Here is a 16,821-nt window from a genome sequence, read left to right as displayed (position 1 = left end):
GCATTGCTTATGAATTTATCTAAGTCGCTCATTATGCATAAGCGTATCGTTACCACTTTAGCTAAAGGAAAAGCGTTGCGTTCATTTGTTGAGCCTATTCTTACCAGAGCCAAACAAGATACTACCCATTCTAGAAGAATGGTGTTTGCGCATTTTCAAGATAAAGAGCCTGTAAAAGAATTATTCAATCATATTGTTGAAAAAATTGAGCAACGTCCAGGCGGCTATACACGTATCATTAAATTAGCCAATCGTGCTGGAGACAATGCTGCTATGTGTATGATTGAGTTAGTGGATTACAACGATATCTATGTAAAAGAAGCTAAGGTCGTTAAAGCAACCCGACGAAGAAGAAAGAAAAGCAGTGCTGTTATTGTTCCAGATGAGGGAGCGCAAACAGCTGCTGATAGTGCAGAAACACCTGTTGATACAGCATAAGCAGATTAACCAATTTCTATATTGGCTTTATGCAGCATAATGTTAAAACATAGCACAATACATTTATCTACGCTGCTTGTATGTGTTCAACGCTATGGCCATATTAGTAAAATGCTCCTGTAAAAAATTGCGCACTAGCCTCCATCTTCTGTTTTTTCCATCTGTAATGGGTGGGGGCGCAACATTTTACCGATGGCTTGATTTTTTATCCGTTTTCTTATGAAGAAAAAGTGATATACATCATAATTTGTGCCATCCATCAAACTCAATCAAATTATGCGTAGATCCATTACGATTACCGTCCTTTTTTTATTGTGTTGTATCCTCCAAAATGGATGTTGGACTAAATGTAGTTCTGCGACTGGCAATTATCATAACCCTCTATCTGGAGGACCAGATATAGGTAAGTTTAGTGATATAGGGGCATATGAACAAACGTTGGCGCCTCAGTTAAAAAACAGCATTTTCTCTATGCTAAAGGGACATTTGATCTACCCACGTTTCTTAAAAAGAATAGGCGCTGATTCTCAGCTACTACCTATGCAACTTTCTTTAGAACAGCAGAAAGCGTGGCATAAAATTTATTTGCTATATATTGATTTATATCGTATTTTTTATATTGTTTACCAATACTTTAAGCCATTTATCGTAGCACACAGCGGGGAGGCTAAATCGGAAGCAGGATTTATGGACTTAAGTGATGAGAGTCTAGACCTTATGGCATTTATCTTAGGAAGCAGCAATAACGATGAGATTTTAGCAGATTCAGGGCATAACCATTGTACTGTAAGCTACATGAAATTAAAAGATACGATTGACCGGCATTACATCCTGTCTTTCAATAGTTATATAGCTGGAGGTGATTTGGAAACCTTTGAAAACTCGGTTCATGTAGGGAGAAGTGCAACTGCTCAAGCGATTAAAGAGTTTATCGAAATCATAGCAACAGCTTAACCTAAAAAGCATGTAGCATGGTTTTTAATATTTTGGTCTATTATTCAGCATAAAAACACTATGCGGTCTATTAAAAAAGTATTGTTAGATCCCTATTGTATGGCAACCATTTTGTTCGCTGCATGGATGCTCTTTTTCGATGATCAAAACGTATTTGAACAATATAGATTATACAAACGTTGCCAAAAGTTGCAAACAGATGTCGTCGATTATAACCTTCAGATTCAACAGGTTAAGGAAGCAAAAAAAGAGCTAATGCATAACATTGATTTCCTAGAGCAGTTTGCGCGTGAAAAATATTATATGAAGCGTGAGCAGGAAGATTTGTATGTTATTGTACGGGAGTAATATATTGTTTTTTGCTTGTTATCGCTCATCTTTTGGCTGATAGCAAGCATGGCGTAATAGGGTTGGGTTATCTATAGCTTCCATTAAGTCATTGACCTTTTTAGATTTATTCTTTTGCATATAGCTTTTTATAATTTCCCATCCCAGCCATTTTCCGATGCTTCCAGGACAGCTTGGTCCTATTTCACTTGTAGATGGGCGAGGCAATATATAATTGTTTTTTACAAAATCATTTGTGTTGTATAACAGCTCATTTTCAATAAAATGGTCCCATATAATCGTTTTATATTTATTGACTTCCCTTAATTGTTCTTCGGTGTAACCAAGTAGCAGATGGTCTGGTATATCGGGTAGGAGCATTTTGACTAGAAAAAATGACTTCCCATAATAGAGCATTTCTGCTAGTAAGCTTTTATCAGAGGGGTCTGTTGCATTGAATTGCTGTGTGTAGAGCAGCATGATTTTAGATGCAATCGAAGCAGGGTCATAGGTGTCTGCAATGTATTTGGGTAAATGATGCATGCTAAATGAAGGATTCTGTCCTAAAAAGCAGTCTAATCCAATTACAATTAATCTGTTGCTTACATAGAGATCATGGCTCATGCCTGTAATCATTGTATATACCTTTGGCAGCCTTATAGTTGGGTAGTATTTTTTTAAACGGTAAAAGGCTTTTTGGAGGGGGTGTATAATGGTTGTGTCCTCTGGAAACTGTCGGCTGCTTTCTTCATATAGCGCCCTTATAGTCGGATCTTGCCCCATTTCAAATAATGATGCAGCTGTTTGTTGGTAGCCCTGTTCGCTTGTTGCTTCTTTTACATTTAGAAATTCCTTACTGAATAATTGATGTTTGAGCAGTAGTTGGGTGATGGCTTGCTGCTCTTTGGCATTAAAAAGTGCCTGTTCTAGCCGTTCAATAGGTAGATGGCAATCTTTATTGTTTTGCTTAGATAGGTTGGTATATGGATAGCGATAGCCTATCCATAAGATGGCTCCAATAAGCAAGATGCTTAGGCTTATTTGTATATTTTTATGGTGTCTGTTCACGTTACTGGTTAATAATGAATTTTATTCCACTTTTTTCGTATCTATTCACGCCTGTTGCTGAGCCCCCGCGTCTCCTTCGATAAAAAGTCTGGCCCGGTAGTAAATAGCAGAATCGATAGGTTTTTTAGCGGGAAAATCGTGAACTCATCCCGCTACGCGTGCTTCACACAGACGATTTTCTAGTCCGCTAAAAAACCTATCGCTCAGGTGTTAGTGTTTTACTAGAGCGCCATTTTTTTATCGAAGGAGACGCGGGGGTGGGTTATGCATCGATTACAAGGTATGTGGGTCATGCTATATCGCCCCCTCTATTTTAATTAAAAATTAGCTCTATTCAAATTATTCAGGTAAATTTGGGGTCTATTATAGACCTCTTTTGCAACCTTAACAGCCATATGTCGATTGCCCTACATAGCAGAAAAGTTTGTCCAGTTGGTTTAGCATTTCTAGAGCAGCTTTGCTCTTTAGCAGCAGGCTATCAAAAGCGTGTAATGGTTTCTACTGTTTTCGGAACGTTACTCGATAGCGCTACTGGTGCTCTGGGTCACCTACCCGTTTTCGATCTAGAGCAGTTGCATCTACAATCAGATATAGACTTAATCATCAGTTTGGGTGGGGATGGAACCTTTCTAGAAACCATCCATTACCTTAAAGACCACGCGATTCCTCTATTGGGTATCCATACAGGTAATTTGGGCTTTCTAACTAGGGTAACCCAGAGAGAAGCCATTGATGGTTTGGTGGGTTTTTTTGAGGGTGATTATACCCTGGAAACGCGCAGCCTTTTGGCTTTATATGGTTCAGATGGTCCTGTTTCTTTTGCACTGAATGAAGTAGCGCTGCTCAAGCGCGATAGGGCTAATTTACTTACCATTGATGCCTATATAGATGAACAATTCATTACGACTTACAGAGCGGATGGGTTGATTGTTGCCACACCTACAGGTTCTACTGCTTATTCGTTGAGTTGCTCAGGTCCTATTGTGTTGGCCAGCTCCAATAGCTTTGTCATTACCCCTATTAGCCCGCATAACTTAGCGTTACGTCCACTGGTTGTTCCCGACACCGCGCTGTTACGTTTTGTGGTGAGAAGCCAGGAGATACTGGTTTCTACAGATGGAAGAGCGATGCCCATGGCTACACACCAACCCCTTGTAGTGAAAAAAGCCCCTTTTACATTGAAGCTGGTCCAATTTGGCCATGCTACTATTTTTGATGTCTTACGTGAAAAGTTGTATTGGGGATTGGATGCAAGAAGGTAATGTATATGATCCCCTTTGCTTGATCAAAAAGTATGTAAAAAACCAAGCCCTGTGCAAAAAGGTATCTGTTCACGTTGCTGATTAATAATGAATTGTATTCCACTTTTTTCTTGATAAAAAAGTGGATAAAAAATCAAGCCCTCGGCAAAAAGTTGCGGAACCCACCCCTTACAGATGGAAAAACAGAAGTCGCCCGCTCCGCGGGCTTCAAAGGAATCTGTTTTTCCTAATCATCTGCAAGGGGTGGGTTCTATTTCGAAACTTTTTACAGGGGCATTTTACTATTACGGCCATAGCGTTGAACGTATACTACGTTATGATTATTGCCTATAATAGGCTATATTTGCGTTGTCTTTGAGAGAAATTATAGATGGTGGAGTAGGTGCTGGCTTGTATGCCTAATCCAGGTTAGCATTTATTAAAAAATAGTAATGGATAGAAAGTTAAAACAAATTAGTCATGTTAGGTTGCACAGCTGCTGGTTAAAAAGGGTTGTGGTTTTGTTCTTGGTAGTTTTGCAACAGGGTTGTTGGGGTTGGGATTGGCTAAAACAAAAACCAAGTGTTCCCGTGGAGAATTCTAAAAAGACCATTTCTTCAGAACAAAAATCATCTAATCTCGGAAAGCGAAATAGTAAGACAACTAAAACCAATGATGCTTCACAAAAGGAGGCTGAATCAGAGGAGCAAAAGGAACAGTTGGCTAAATCAAAGGAAGGCTGTAGTAAAGTCAAGCGTATATCAAAGAAGTGCTCAGATAGATTTAGGGCGTTTTTGAGTAACCTAAAGGTGTTGTCTAAATCAGAGCAAAAAAAACAGATTCGTGAATTGAGTTCATCAGAGGCAGAAGAAAAGCTTATATCGGCTACAGTAGAAAAAAATGTACAATTGGTTGAGATTTTATTGGAAAATCGCTTTTTTACGTTGAAGCAAGTGAAAGGGGCTTTGGATCAGATAGTATCACTTAATACTCTTTCTAAAACTAAAAAAGAGTTGAGAATGTTTAATCTTTTACTCAGACACTCTATCTTTTTTTTGGATGATCTCTTATCTAAGAAAGATAGCGAAGGGATTCCGTATTCTCGTCGTGCTGTTGTATACAGTGATAGTAGTACCTGGGAAATTGTATTCAAGATACTTTCTTCTAATCCTAATAAGTTATTAGAAGCCTTGTGTGTACAAGATAATAGTAAGCGTACAGCACTGCATGATCTTTTTATCTTGGGTCGTAGTACCCATGTTTGGGAAACTCTATCAGGGAAGTTTTCTCTCGCTGAGTTATTAAAAGTTTTATGTGTGAGAGATAACAATGGGAAGACACCGCTGCATTATCTTGCCCAGTATGGTGATAGGGATATCTGGCTAAAGGTATTAGGCAGGTTTCCTGATAGGGTAATGCTAAGTCCGGAAAATGAGTTATTATGTTTGGCAGATGAGTTATTATATGTACAAGATAATACTGGTGGGACACTGCTGCATGACCTTGCTAGATATGGCGATGCGGACATCTGGCCAATCATATTACCGAAGGTTTCTATAGATCATTTATGTGTGTGTAATAACGATAAGAAGACGCTATTCCATTATCTTGCTTTGTTGAAGCGAAAAGAACCTTTTGCATTAGCAATTAATCGAATAATAGATAAAGTCTGTGATATTCGCGTAATTACGGAGTTGTTCAAGGAAGATAAATACGCGTGTGCTCCAATTGATTATTGTTGTATGCTTGAAGGTAGTGATCCAGGAACTGTAGGGAATAATACTGGGCGCCAACCCTTTAGATTTTTTAGCAAAGGAACCGCAATGCTTAAAGGAACCGAAATGCTTAAGTGTATTTTCGATGTTCTATCGCGTCTAGACGCAAACATACTTGCTAGAATCCTGTGTCGAATTGAATATCAAGAAGAAATGGGTGTAATCCATAAGGATTATGCTGGTAAATTATATTCTATAGTAAATGACTATATCAAGAAAGAATATGGCCCTGATGCAGACGAGATTATCCGGAAGATACAATGTAAGAAACATTCTTCTGAATAAAATTTTATTAATTATCAAGCCTATCTAAAAAATCGTCGTAAAAGTCAGGCTATTCAGGAGACAATCCATGAAAAAAAACATAAACAAACACTTTCTTTTGATAACGAAGACATTCCTTATATCGATGCCTAGGATGAGGAATAGTCGATAACGCTCTAAAAATCGACGAAAGCAGCCCAGGCTGAATGGCCTATGCATACAATCCACCCTCTTGTAAAAATTTGTCATAAAAAAGTGTGGCTTACAGCTTCTATCAAACTAAGCTATTAGTGTGGTATTATAGCTGCCGATAAAGGAATAAGGCGTTTCAGCAAAGCTATATCTTTAATTGATCTGATTTTCAGTGAATTAGAAAATCGTCTATTTGAAGCCCGATTTCGGGCTGAGCTAACTATTTTTCTTCTGAAAATCAGATTGATTCAGTTGTTTGCTATCGAGCTATACTTTTTGTTGAAGGAGACGTGGTGCCCAGCCACAGGCATGAATAGATACAAAAATAGACCTCTTTCAAACCCCATTTGTCGTGCGCAATTTTTAGAAAAAGCGCAGTCGCCCACATACTCAACTGTATTTGAGGAGCATAGATAAGCCCCAAAATCGCCATTTAGCAATCGAGTTTAGCAAGGCGTCTATTGGATAGTCCTTACATTTTTATTATTACACAAATTATTGTTATATTGCACTGTATTTAAGTGAAATTTATATGGCGAAAATGGCATTGGCCTATATATTGCAGCGGATCTGTTAATCGTTAAACAGGTATAATAATTAATATCATTATTTATAATTTTTATAAAAAAACAAAAAACAAAACAATGGATAAAGATTTAAAACAAACCAATCATACCAAGCTGTACAGCCGATCGTCAAAAAAGATGGTGGCTTTGTCATTTGTAGCTGCTGTACAAATTTCGGGTTGTGTAAGTGGTAGGGGGCAGGGATTTATTGATCTTAATGAGTCGGTTTGTAATGACTATTTGCTATCAGATGAGTTTAAGCAATCTGATGATTTCAAAATACTGCAGGAAAAGACAGCTAAGACTGTTTCAGAACATTTTGCTAAACCAAATGCGGAATTGGCTCAAAAAAATGCGCAATTGGCTAAATTATATGCGCAAAATGTGCTTCGCAAGGCTATAGAAAAATGTGCTTTAAAAGAAGTTCAATTTATATTGAAGGATCCATTTTACAGCTCATTCATTACGTCCAAGGAGCTTCTTGAGGGCTTAAGGTTGGCGCTGCAGTATCAGGATACACTGTCATTTAGGTATAAGCATGAGAAAATAGTTCATTGCTTGTTAGCAGACCCTATACTTTCTCTAGAGGATTTATGTGCGCAAGATGGAACGGGAAGCACGCTGCTGCATCTAGTTATTAAGCGTGGTGATGTCAATGCCGTGGAATACTTAGTAGAGAAGCTTCCTTTAGAGCATTTATTGTTGAAGGATAACAAGGGGAGGACCCCAATGCATTTGGCTGCTCGTTACAAGAGCAAAAAAATATTTAGCGTATTATTTAATAGACTAAATGACTTGAAATTAGCTCAAGTAATTGAGGAGTTATTAAAAGCGGATAACAATGAGTATTCTGTAATTGAGAGTAGTTATTTGCCTAAAAATAGGAGCTTCTCAGCCTTGTTGCATAATAGTCATGTCCAACTCTCAACCTTCCATAGGAAAGGAAGTGAAATGTTTAAGCATATTTTGAAAATTTTACCTTATCGTTTAAACCATGATCAACTTGTTACTATTGCGATAGGACTTGAAGAGCTATTAGAGCGTGAAACCATCGATAAAGGATATGCTGCTGCGTTGCGTTCTATACTAAAGCGTTATATTGAGACCCGGTATGGTTGCAATGCAGACAAGATTATTCGGTTTGTAGCCTATAAGAGATACCTCTCCTATATCGAAAAAAAATATGGTAGCAATGCAAAAGAGGTTAGGGAGTACATAGACCAGCACAAAAAACTTGACGAAAATATCAAGAAGCGATATCCTGGCGAAGTAGACGAAGGGTATGGGTCCGGGACAGATAGCCTCTCCAATATAGAGGAATAATATAGTAGCATTGGAAAAAAGACCAGATTTTTCGGATAGATAGCTCAAGAAAAAAATCGCCCATTAGACCTCTTTCGAAACCAAAATTGCTATTTTAGCAATCGAGGTTTGAAGGAGGTCTTTTTTGCATGCTTTTTAATCACATAAAAAGGAATACACAACTTTCTTTGATTGATCCAGTAAAAATAATAAAGTATTGATTTTTTCAATAAACATGCAAATCAATCAATACATAATTTTACTATTTTTTTATATAATAGCACTAACTGGATGTAATCCAATAGGGAATTTTAATGGCATGTACCATGTTCAAATTGATCAAAACAATAGCTCACAAGGCGGCAATGTGAAACGCCCTGCAGAGTCCTATGATTCGAGGCCGTTGCAATAGACCTTTACGATTTGCCATAAAAAGTATCTTTTTATTTTTTAGAAGAAGGTAAAAAAAGGTTAAATTCTATTGATTTTTTTAGGTATTGATGCTTAAAACTTTTAATAATATTGTGTATGTCGCTCAAGCAAACTAAGCAATTAAGTTTTTCAGATATTTCCGCCAATAAGCGTAAGTGCAAACACACTTTCTTTGATCAAATCAACAAGCTAGTTAATTGGTCAGTAGTAGAAAAAGCACTCCGATTACATTATCCTAAAGGTTTACGTTTATCAGGCAAACCGGCCTATAGTCCTCTGCTTCTATTCAAAATGCTATTGCTACAGACGTGGTATGGCTTGAGCGACTATGCAGTCGAAGAAGAAGTGAATGATCGTATCACTTTTAGCAGATTTTGTGGTATTTCGATGGATAGTTCTGTTCCAGATCATAGTGTACTAAGTAGATTTAGAACTACCCTTACAGAGAAGAATGCTTTAGAAAAGTTATTGCATATCATTAATAATCAGCTATCTGATCATGGTGTATTGGTTCAAAACGGTTCAGCAGCTGTAGATGCTTCTATTACCCCTACCCCTAGACGCCCTAAAGGTAAAAAAAGCTACGATCTGCATGAAGATGGAACCATAACCACAGCTGAAAGTTATCAAAAAGGAGTAGATCCAGAAGCAAGTTGGATAAAAAAAGGCCATCATCTCTACTATGGCTATAAGCGGCATGTTCTTGTGGAAAGCAAAGAGGGGTTGGTGCTAGCCGTAGGTACCACAAAAGCATCTAGTCATGATAGTGGGCATTTACAGGTATTATTGGATAAAGTAAGGCTAAAATCAGGCAGCAGACTCTATGCAGATAAAGGCTATAGCGGGTCGCCCAACGAAAATTTACTAAAGAAAAAGAAGTTAAAATCAGCTATTCAGAAAAAAGGGGCTAGAAACAATCCTTTATCACCCACTGCTAAACGGTTTAATAAATTAGTATCTAAAACGCGCTATAAAGTAGAACGGGTATTTGGAAGTATTAAAAGTTGGTTCCGTAGCTCAGGAGCCAGATATATAGGCCTTGCTAAAACCCATACGCAACATGTTATGGAGGCAATAGCCTATAACTTATATAGGTCCCCAAACATCATATTAAGAGGTATCTAGGGGAATGGTGTGTCCAAAATAGATTGAAAATGACTAAAAAATCAGTAAATAAATAGTTTTATACCACTATAACATCAAATATGGCAAGGAAATAACCCTGGAAGATTAATCAAAATTATACCTTCAACCTATCACAACGGCCTCAAATTGATCAAAACAATAGCTCACAAGGCGGCAATGTGAAACGCCCTGCAGAGTCCTATGATTCACACATTCAAGATACTAAACGGTTTAAATCTATAACTAGCCTCAAGACCGAGAATGGTCTTAACCAACCTAGTGCACCAATTTATATTGGGGAGGGATGTATGTATTTATCTGAATGCCATAACTCAAACAATGCACATAAACCCTATCAAAAATATGAACCAAATCACCAGCCATCAGATCAGCTGTTTCGTCCTGTATCTCCTACACGGAAGGCATTGCCAGAAAGTTGTTATAAGCCTGAAAAGGTATGCAAACCGTTAGCCACTTCTCCTAATTCCAAGCATGTAACTCAAATAGATCGAGCTGAAGATAAAGATCTTTTATGTATTGAAAATCAGCCTAATACAGCACAAGACAATATAGATGCAATCAATCGAGCTAATGTAGCGGCAGCGCTTCTACAATTGAGTAGAGGCGCATTAGATGTATCTGTTCAACACTATGGCCATAGTGGATAAAATGCCCCTGTAAGGGGTGGGTTCCGGAACTTTTTGCCGAGGGCTTGATTTTGTATCCATTCACGCCTCTGGCTGGCCGCCTTATCTCCTTCGATAAAAAGTCTGGCCCGATAGTAAATAGCTGAATCGATACATTTTTCAGCGGGAAAATCGTGAACTCAGCCCGCAAGCGGGCTTCAAACAGACGATTTTCTAATCCGCTGAAAAATGTATTGCTCAGGTGTTAGTGTTTTACTAGAGCGCCATTTTTTTATCGAAGGAGACGCGGGGGCTGGTAATGGACTAGCCACTTGCTTTTTCAGCCAAACGTAGCGTATGCGTTTAACGCTATGGCCATAGTAGAAAAATGCCCCTGTAAAAAGTGGGGGAATAGGCCTCATCCCTTGCAGATGATTAGGAAAAACAGATTCCTTTGAAGCCCGCGCAGCGGGCGACTTCTGTTTTTCCATCTGTAAGGGGTGAGGTCCCCAACTTTTTACCGAGGGCTTGATTTTTTGTCCACTTTTTTATCAAGAAAAAAGTGGAATACAATTCATTATTAACCAGTGACGTGAATAGATACCTATAATCGATTTAAGGCTAAGCCCTTAAATCATCAACCTCTCTATCTCCTCTACCTCTATAGGAATATTTGCTGTTAAATTTTGCACTCCATCTGCTCTGATCACAACATTATTTTCCAGTCGTATGCCTATCTTTTCCTCTCTAATATAGATACCCGGTTCTATGGTAAGCACCATATTGGGTAAAATGATACCATGGGTATCGCCTAGGTCATGGGTACTCAGCCCCAAATGATGCGAAATCCCATGCATAAAATATTTTCTATAAGCTGGTGCTGCGTTAGACTGGTTTTTGAGATCTGTGGCATCTATCAGGTTGAGTGCTACCAGTTCACCCTCTACCCATTCACCCACCGCTTTATGATACTCTGCAAAAGATAAACCTGGACGTAATATTTCCTGAGCAGCTTTTAATATCCGTAGTACCGCATTATATACCTTCCGTTGTCTAGATGTAAACTTCCCATCAATAGGTATAACACGCGTTATATCAGCTGAATAATGCGCATATTCTGCACCTACATCTATCAGTAGCAATTCGCCTGCTGGGCAAGGTTGATCATTGTGAATATAATGCAAGGTGCAACTATTTGCACCGCTGGCCACAATAGGAGCATAGGCGAATCCTTTTGAACCCCTTCGGAGAAATTCATAGGAAAGCACTGCTTCTATTTCATACTCCATTAGGCCAGGACGTACCATTGGTAAAACAGATCGAAATCCAGCCTCTGTAATGTTACATGCTTCTTGTATAAACGTGATTTCTGTTTCCTCCTTAATGCCGCGTAGTTGTTGCATAATGGGTGCAATGCGTCCATATTCATGCAGGGGATAGTGATCCTTACACCAGCTGATAAATCGTCTGTCTTTGGTGGCTATAGAACAATGGGCCCTTGGATGTTCATTGCTGTTTAGGTATACCCGATCGGCTAAACCCATTAGGGTATGAAAAACTTGCTTAAACTGGCTGGTCCAGTGTACCGTAGCTATGCCACTAATGGCAGTGGCTGTTGTTTTAGTATATGTATTGCCTTCCCAAATAGCTAGCTGAGCGTCTGTTTCTTTTATAAATAAAATTTCTTTCCATTCCTCTTTTGGCGCATCTGGGTAGAGCAATACAATCGTTTCTTCTTGATCTATACCAGAAAGGTAAAAAAGGTCGCTGTTTTGCACAAATGGCATCGTTCCATCTGTATTTTTTGGCATTAAGTCATTGGCATGGAACACCACTAAGCTATTCGTATTCAGGTGCGCTACCAGTTTTTTTCTGTTTTCTATAAATAGATTGGGATCAATGGCTCTATAACGCATGGGATTTGATTTCAAAAGTTTCGATGTTGTAAAAACAATGCCCCCAAAATGGTGAGTTTCACAAGCGGCCTAATCTCGTTTCTAGTTCTTTAATCATCTGCTTAAGACGTCCATATTTTATAGCGTTATCGCGTTTCCTTTTATTGTTTAGTTTCTTGGCTTGTAAAAAACCCCTTATTGTATTATCGGATATAGCTTTACCTGATTCATGGTAGAGCTCATTTGATATCCTAACGTCTGCCAAGCTTGAGTCTTCCTGTATCTTTATTAATATTTTTAATGCTATGTTATCATCTATTTTAGAGTTTTTCGCGTTCTTAGTACCAGTTGATCGGTCTGCTGGAGTTTTGCCTTTTGTTTTAGAGTTTTTACCCGTTTTAGTACTAATTGGCTTGGTTGCTGGAGTTTGGACTTTTATTTCCTCAGATGATTGGTTGATTATCGGATCTACTAACTTATCTAGCTTATTGAAACATGCAATAATATCATCACGGCATTTGTCATCATCCCGCACACAGTTACGTTTTCCTATTTGATTACATCCAGTGAGCCCTATTATATAAAAATATAGCAGAGCTATCAATTGATTTGTTATCATATTAATGTGTTGTGTTTTACGTTAAAAAAATAAATAATTGAACCTGTATTCGGAACTAGTTCAGTTTTGTGAGCTGATAATCATTTTATAACATAAGTATAAAATTATTTTATTGCAACAAAGTTGCCAAGCTATCTTTTGATAACACAACACATATTTTTCTTCCATCTGGCGCATACATCGTATTGCTAGATGAAAATAGCTGTGCCAATAATGCATCTATTTCGATTCCATTTAGTTTGGTACCATGTGATATGCTTGCTTTTTTGGCCAACGCTCTGATAAAACATTCTGATGTTTCCAGTTTATGCTTGCTGTTGTTCCATTTGAACTGCTCTATTAACCCTTCCAATAATTGCTTGGGTGCATGGTGGCTGAGTTCAGCTGGATAACCATGAATAATAATAGTAGATTCGCCAAATGGGTCAATGATAAAACCTAATGAACGTAAAATAGCTTCATTGTCTAGTAAAACCATATAATCAACGGGGTTTACTATTAGGTGTTCTGGTATAAGCAATTGTTGCGATGCACCACTTTTGTTTTGAAAATGGTCTATAAACTTTTCGTATAATACCCGTTCATGGGCTGCTTGTTGATCAATGAGTAGCGCACCAGACTGCACCTGCACAATGATATAGCTGGCATACAATTGTACAGCTGTTCCTGCTCCATGTTGATGCTGCAATGGCTCATCCATTTGGTCTGATGTGGGCGTTGTGTTGCTGCTTGTAGTATCGCCAAATAAACTTTGCCAATCTTTAGGTGGTGACAAAGATGGCGTAGCATGCGTTATTTTAAACTGGCTATAATTGCGTTCTTTTTCTGTGTTGTTGATTTGGATAGGATTTGTAAAGCGCAACAGCGAAAAATTAGTATCCTGTTCAAAGTCTAAAGAATCAACTACATGATGGGTCGCTAAACTTTTTTTAATGGCCGCTTGCAAAATCGCATAGAGTGCTTTCTCATCTTGAAACTTAATCTCTGTTTTGGTAGGGTGTACGTTTATATCAATCCATTGAGGGTCAATGGTTAAGTAAAGGGCATAAAAAGGAAAACTGTCCGCTGGTAAAAGCCTTTCATAGGCATTTTTAATCGCATGGTTTAGAAATGGGCTTTTTATAAAACGCTGGTTTACAAACAAAAATTGTTCTCCCCTGGTTTTTTTTGCTTGTTCTGGTTTGCCTATGTAACCTTCTATTGTTACTATATTGGTTGTTTCTTTACAGGGGAGTAGTTGTTTTTTATAACTTTCTCCAAATAGATGCACAATTCTGTGGCTTAACTTTTCTGGTGATAGGTTATATATTTCCGTATCGTTGTGGTAAAGCTTCCAGCCAATCTCTGTTCTAGCCAGTGCAGCATGTTGCACTTCTTCTAGTATGTGCTTGAATTCTACAGGGTTAGATTTTAAGAAGCTTCTTCGGGCTGGTACGTTATAAAATAGATTTTTAACACTCACCTTAGTGCCTGGTGCAGTAGCGATTGCTTCCTGTTTTCTGATCTTAGAGCCTTCTATAGCAATAAAGATGCCGATAGGCGCTTTATGCAGACGGGTTTCCATTTCTACCTGTGCCACCGCTGCTATAGAGGCCATTGCTTCTCCTCGAAACCCCATGGTTTGAATGTTAAATAAATCATTCGTATTGGCAATCTTAGAAGTAGCATGCTTTTCAAAACAGGTGCGTGCGTCGACTTCATCCATGCCTATACCATCATCAATAACTTGAATAAGCTGCTTTCCAGAATCTTTTATAACAATTTTTATGTTTTTACTTGCCGCATCTATCGCGTTATCGAGTAGTTCTTTGACAACGGAAGCAGGGCGTTGTACTACTTCCCCAGCTGCTATTTGATTAATCAGTAAATCAGAGAGAAGACGAATTGTACTCATTGTATAAAAATTTTTTCTTGGTATGATAGGTTTGGGGAAAACTCGCCAACTTTTTATTAAAAAAGGCTCACATAAATTTGTAGATTTTAATTTTTTGTGGTACCATAGCTAAATAGCCTCTAGCAAGGAAAGAGCACTTTTGTTGTGAAGATGTGCTATTATCGTCATAACTCTGTTTCTTTTCAGGGTTATATAAAGGGGGCTCATACAACCTCTTTGAACCAGTTTGCAAGACCTGGCAGAGTGCAAGTCATAGTCCTAGCCATATATGACTATATGCATACACACCATGTTACTTATGAGCTGCTGACCAGTTTATTTTATTTTATTTCAGTTACCATAGACAACCTGAGCAGGGTAGGGAAGGAGCATTGACCCAATAGCATTATATGATCAGGGCAATGGCTATCCGACAACACACATCCTGTAGTGTAGGGTTGCTATTTAAAAACTTTATACATTTAGTAAAAAAACAAATATGTCCGGAAATATAGATAAAACTCAATTAATATCCAAAGGATATATGGGTACAAAAGTAGTTTTAGGAGCGGTTAGTGCATTTTTACTTAATGCGCACAGCTGTAACAATTTTTTGGGTCTCGTGGGTAACCATGAATCATTTATTCCAGCTAAAAAAGTACCAAAGCTCAAATCATTGCCTGATACTAAACCTACTGCTACCAACGCTGTTGTTTTGAAAAATGACCGTAGCCCTATTTTAAGGGTGGTAGGTTGCTTAAATAGCGATCGTGGTCTAGGCCTTATACAAATTGATCCCGTGAGTTGCGTAACTGGATCTAAAAAAATGGGCTTGCTTTTTTATGCTTCTAAAGATTTGCGTACTTGCTTAAAGCTCCATCTTTCTAATCAAAAGGTGGAGCTATCTTATCTTGATGGTAGTACTGAGGTGTTGAGTAGCTTGATAGAAGTTCAGAGCGAATGGATGGATGGGTTATTCAAGGCAAAGGCGGTGGAGCCATTGTTTGGTAAAGTTGGCTCTGGTAAGTTAGAAGCAACTTATAGCAATGATTTTACTGTTTTGAGTGATTTAAATTATGGCGTAAAATTACTTCATGATGCCAATAGCATAGGGTTGGTTGAGCGTAGTCAAGATAAAACAAGATATGAAGATATAAATTATGCAGGGTTTATGGTTCCAGAACGTCGTCCTGCATCTACTAGTGAATTGGTGCAAATGGTTAGACATCTTTCCCAGAATACCATGCCATCTACAAACCTGTTTTGCGCTGCTTCGGTTTGTGGTAATGCATTACAACCTACTGCCGGTGCATTAGGCGATGCGGCTTATTTTTATATTAAAAATGATAACCGTTACCGTCTGATACCCCTCAGTAATAGCAGCTCTTTTGTTCAAGGATACCAGGATAGCGGAGCTATCAATAGGGGTGTAGTGTCACAGTTAGCTGGTTCAACTCTAAAGACAAGGCTTACAGAAGAAAGAGCAGCAGTTACTGATGGTTCGAAACAACTCAAAAAAACTTGTGAGGTGAGTATCCAAACAGAAGATATATTAGGAGAAGAGTATCATGGTGATGATGAAAATAATCAATTCCATGAGGATGGTTGGGAGTATAGCTGCAGTGGTAGCTCGGGTATTAGCCTGGATATTGACGGATATGAAGATAATAATAGTAATACTTCATATGATGTGGAATGGGAGACATCTAGTATAGCGAGTGGTATTCTTGATGAGAGTTTCTATGAAGGTACTAGTGATGAAGGCTCATATAGTAATGACTTAAAAAGAGATAATAATGGTGATGGTCAAGGAGAAAATGGGGATTATAATATTGATCTAGTAAATAGGTGTTCTCAACCTCTAAATAGAGATTATTATACTATAAACGTTATCTCTTTTGAAGATCAACAAGATGGGGAGGAAAATAATCTACGAACGGTTAAGTAACGCTCCATTCAGTCCCCTGTTCCTACTAAATTAAAGCTGCGCCTTGTAAAAAGTTGCGAATGGAAGAAAAGATATCCTTAAAACGGATTTTCCCGCTTTAGGGGTAGCTTTTTAGCAACTTTTTGCACAGCGCTTGATTTTTTGTCCACTTTCTTATCAAGAAAAAGTGGTATGTA

At 38.2% G+C, this 16,821-nt stretch carries 16 protein-coding genes; 11 read left to right on the top strand and 5 right to left on the bottom strand.

Going from position 1 to position 16,821, the window contains the following annotated elements; genetic code table 11:
- The first annotated feature begins 9 nt into the window (after positions 1 to 9).
- The 3 genes from rplQ (at position 10) to AAHM81_RS01415 (ending at position 1,740) form a co-directional block, all read left to right on the top strand.
- Positions 10 to 438, top strand: coding sequence for a 50S ribosomal protein L17 (gene rplQ / locus AAHM81_RS01425; RefSeq protein WP_342265582.1), 429 nt, complete (start codon positions 10 to 12; stop codon positions 436 to 438).
- A 276-nt stretch (positions 439 to 714) separates the two neighbouring features.
- Entirely contained in the window at positions 715 to 1,392 is a 678-nt protein-coding gene (locus AAHM81_RS01420; protein ID WP_342265581.1) for a hypothetical protein, read from the top strand.
- Positions 1,393 to 1,452: 60 nt separating this feature from the next.
- Complete coding sequence (locus AAHM81_RS01415) at positions 1,453 to 1,740, top strand: septum formation initiator family protein (RefSeq protein WP_342265580.1); 288 nt, start codon at positions 1,453 to 1,455, stop codon at positions 1,738 to 1,740.
- An 18-nt stretch (positions 1,741 to 1,758) separates the two neighbouring features.
- On the opposite strand, the gene AAHM81_RS01410 is transcribed toward AAHM81_RS01415, so the two are convergent.
- The gene (locus AAHM81_RS01410; protein WP_342265579.1) at positions 1,759 to 2,787 is read right to left on the bottom strand and encodes a gliding motility lipoprotein GldB; all 1,029 of its coding nucleotides are present in this window, start codon (positions 2,785 to 2,787) and stop codon (positions 1,759 to 1,761) included.
- A 395-nt stretch (positions 2,788 to 3,182) separates the two neighbouring features.
- On the opposite strand from AAHM81_RS01410, the gene AAHM81_RS01405 reads away from it, so the two are divergent.
- From AAHM81_RS01405 to AAHM81_RS01375, 7 genes are all read left to right on the top strand, one after another.
- A complete protein-coding gene (locus AAHM81_RS01405; protein ID WP_342265578.1) occupies positions 3,183 to 4,049 on the top strand; it encodes an NAD(+)/NADH kinase in 867 nt (288 codons plus the stop codon).
- A 174-nt stretch (positions 4,050 to 4,223) separates the two neighbouring features.
- Positions 4,224 to 4,382, top strand: coding sequence for a hypothetical protein (locus tag AAHM81_RS01400; RefSeq protein WP_342265577.1), 159 nt, complete (start codon positions 4,224 to 4,226; stop codon positions 4,380 to 4,382).
- A gap of 98 nt (positions 4,383 to 4,480) precedes the next feature.
- On the top strand, positions 4,481 to 6,088 hold the full coding sequence (locus AAHM81_RS01395) for a hypothetical protein (RefSeq protein WP_342265576.1): 1,608 nt from the start codon (positions 4,481 to 4,483) through the stop codon (positions 6,086 to 6,088).
- Positions 6,089 to 6,502: 414 nt separating this feature from the next.
- The gene (locus AAHM81_RS01390) at positions 6,503 to 6,676 is read left to right on the top strand and encodes a hypothetical protein (protein ID WP_342265575.1); all 174 of its coding nucleotides are present in this window, start codon (positions 6,503 to 6,505) and stop codon (positions 6,674 to 6,676) included.
- 227 nt (positions 6,677 to 6,903) lie between these two features.
- Positions 6,904 to 8,148: an ankyrin repeat domain-containing protein gene (locus tag AAHM81_RS01385; protein WP_342265574.1), complete on the top strand. Its 1,245-nt coding sequence runs from the start codon at positions 6,904 to 6,906 to the stop codon at positions 8,146 to 8,148.
- 507 nt (positions 8,149 to 8,655) lie between these two features.
- A complete protein-coding gene (locus tag AAHM81_RS01380; RefSeq protein WP_342264943.1) occupies positions 8,656 to 9,684 on the top strand; it encodes an IS5 family transposase in 1,029 nt (342 codons plus the stop codon).
- A 179-nt stretch (positions 9,685 to 9,863) separates the two neighbouring features.
- A complete protein-coding gene (locus AAHM81_RS01375) occupies positions 9,864 to 10,352 on the top strand; it encodes a hypothetical protein (RefSeq protein ID WP_342265573.1) in 489 nt (162 codons plus the stop codon).
- Positions 10,353 to 10,528: 176 nt separating this feature from the next.
- On the opposite strand, the gene AAHM81_RS01370 is transcribed toward AAHM81_RS01375, so the two are convergent.
- The 4 genes from AAHM81_RS01370 to mutL form a co-directional block, all read right to left on the bottom strand.
- Positions 10,529 to 10,801, bottom strand: a complete 273-nt coding sequence (locus AAHM81_RS01370; protein ID WP_342265572.1) for a hypothetical protein — start codon at positions 10,799 to 10,801, stop codon at positions 10,529 to 10,531.
- 138 nt (positions 10,802 to 10,939) lie between these two features.
- Entirely contained in the window at positions 10,940 to 12,226 is a 1,287-nt protein-coding gene (locus tag AAHM81_RS01365) for an aminopeptidase P family protein (RefSeq protein WP_342265571.1), read from the bottom strand.
- A gap of 58 nt (positions 12,227 to 12,284) precedes the next feature.
- The gene (locus tag AAHM81_RS01360) at positions 12,285 to 12,824 is read right to left on the bottom strand and encodes a hypothetical protein (protein ID WP_342265570.1); all 540 of its coding nucleotides are present in this window, start codon (positions 12,822 to 12,824) and stop codon (positions 12,285 to 12,287) included.
- A 109-nt stretch (positions 12,825 to 12,933) separates the two neighbouring features.
- Positions 12,934 to 14,718, bottom strand: coding sequence for a DNA mismatch repair endonuclease MutL (mutL, locus tag AAHM81_RS01355; protein WP_342265569.1), 1,785 nt, complete (start codon positions 14,716 to 14,718; stop codon positions 12,934 to 12,936).
- Between the two features lie 478 nt (positions 14,719 to 15,196).
- On the opposite strand from mutL, the gene AAHM81_RS01350 reads away from it, so the two are divergent.
- Positions 15,197 to 16,645 (top strand): hypothetical protein, encoded by a 1,449-nt coding sequence (locus AAHM81_RS01350; RefSeq protein WP_342265568.1) that lies wholly within the window; start codon positions 15,197 to 15,199, stop codon positions 16,643 to 16,645.
- The last annotated feature ends 176 nt before the right edge of the window (positions 16,646 to 16,821 follow it).

This window comes from Cardinium endosymbiont of Philonthus spinipes (assembly GCF_964030745.1).
Lineage (GTDB): Bacteria > Bacteroidota > Bacteroidia > Cytophagales > Amoebophilaceae > Cardinium.
This window is presented reverse-complemented; position numbering and strand designations above follow the sequence as displayed.

What these genes read in the sequence shown, in the direction of transcription:
- rplQ (WP_342265582.1), top strand. Translation starts at nt 10, where the DNA reads ATGAATTTATCTAAGTCGCTCATTATGCATAAGCGTATCGTTACCACT.
- AAHM81_RS01420 (WP_342265581.1), top strand. Translation starts at nt 715, where the DNA reads ATGCGTAGATCCATTACGATTACCGTCCTTTTTTTATTGTGTTGTATC.
- AAHM81_RS01415 (WP_342265580.1), top strand. Translation starts at nt 1,453, where the DNA reads ATGCGGTCTATTAAAAAAGTATTGTTAGATCCCTATTGTATGGCAACC.
- AAHM81_RS01405 (WP_342265578.1), top strand. Translation starts at nt 3,183, where the DNA reads ATGTCGATTGCCCTACATAGCAGAAAAGTTTGTCCAGTTGGTTTAGCA.
- AAHM81_RS01400 (WP_342265577.1), top strand. Translation starts at nt 4,224, where the DNA reads ATGGAAAAACAGAAGTCGCCCGCTCCGCGGGCTTCAAAGGAATCTGTT.
- AAHM81_RS01395 (WP_342265576.1), top strand. Translation starts at nt 4,481, where the DNA reads ATGGATAGAAAGTTAAAACAAATTAGTCATGTTAGGTTGCACAGCTGC.
- AAHM81_RS01385 (WP_342265574.1), top strand. Translation starts at nt 6,904, where the DNA reads ATGGATAAAGATTTAAAACAAACCAATCATACCAAGCTGTACAGCCGA.
- AAHM81_RS01380 (WP_342264943.1), top strand. Translation starts at nt 8,656, where the DNA reads ATGTCGCTCAAGCAAACTAAGCAATTAAGTTTTTCAGATATTTCCGCC.
- AAHM81_RS01370 (WP_342265572.1), bottom strand. Translation starts at nt 10,801, where the DNA reads ATGGAAAAACAGAAGTCGCCCGCTGCGCGGGCTTCAAAGGAATCTGTT.
- AAHM81_RS01365 (WP_342265571.1), bottom strand. Translation starts at nt 12,226, where the DNA reads ATGCGTTATAGAGCCATTGATCCCAATCTATTTATAGAAAACAGAAAA.
- AAHM81_RS01360 (WP_342265570.1), bottom strand. Translation starts at nt 12,824, where the DNA reads ATGATAACAAATCAATTGATAGCTCTGCTATATTTTTATATAATAGGG.
- mutL (WP_342265569.1), bottom strand. Translation starts at nt 14,718, where the DNA reads ATGAGTACAATTCGTCTTCTCTCTGATTTACTGATTAATCAAATAGCA.
- AAHM81_RS01350 (WP_342265568.1), top strand. Translation starts at nt 15,197, where the DNA reads ATGTCCGGAAATATAGATAAAACTCAATTAATATCCAAAGGATATATG.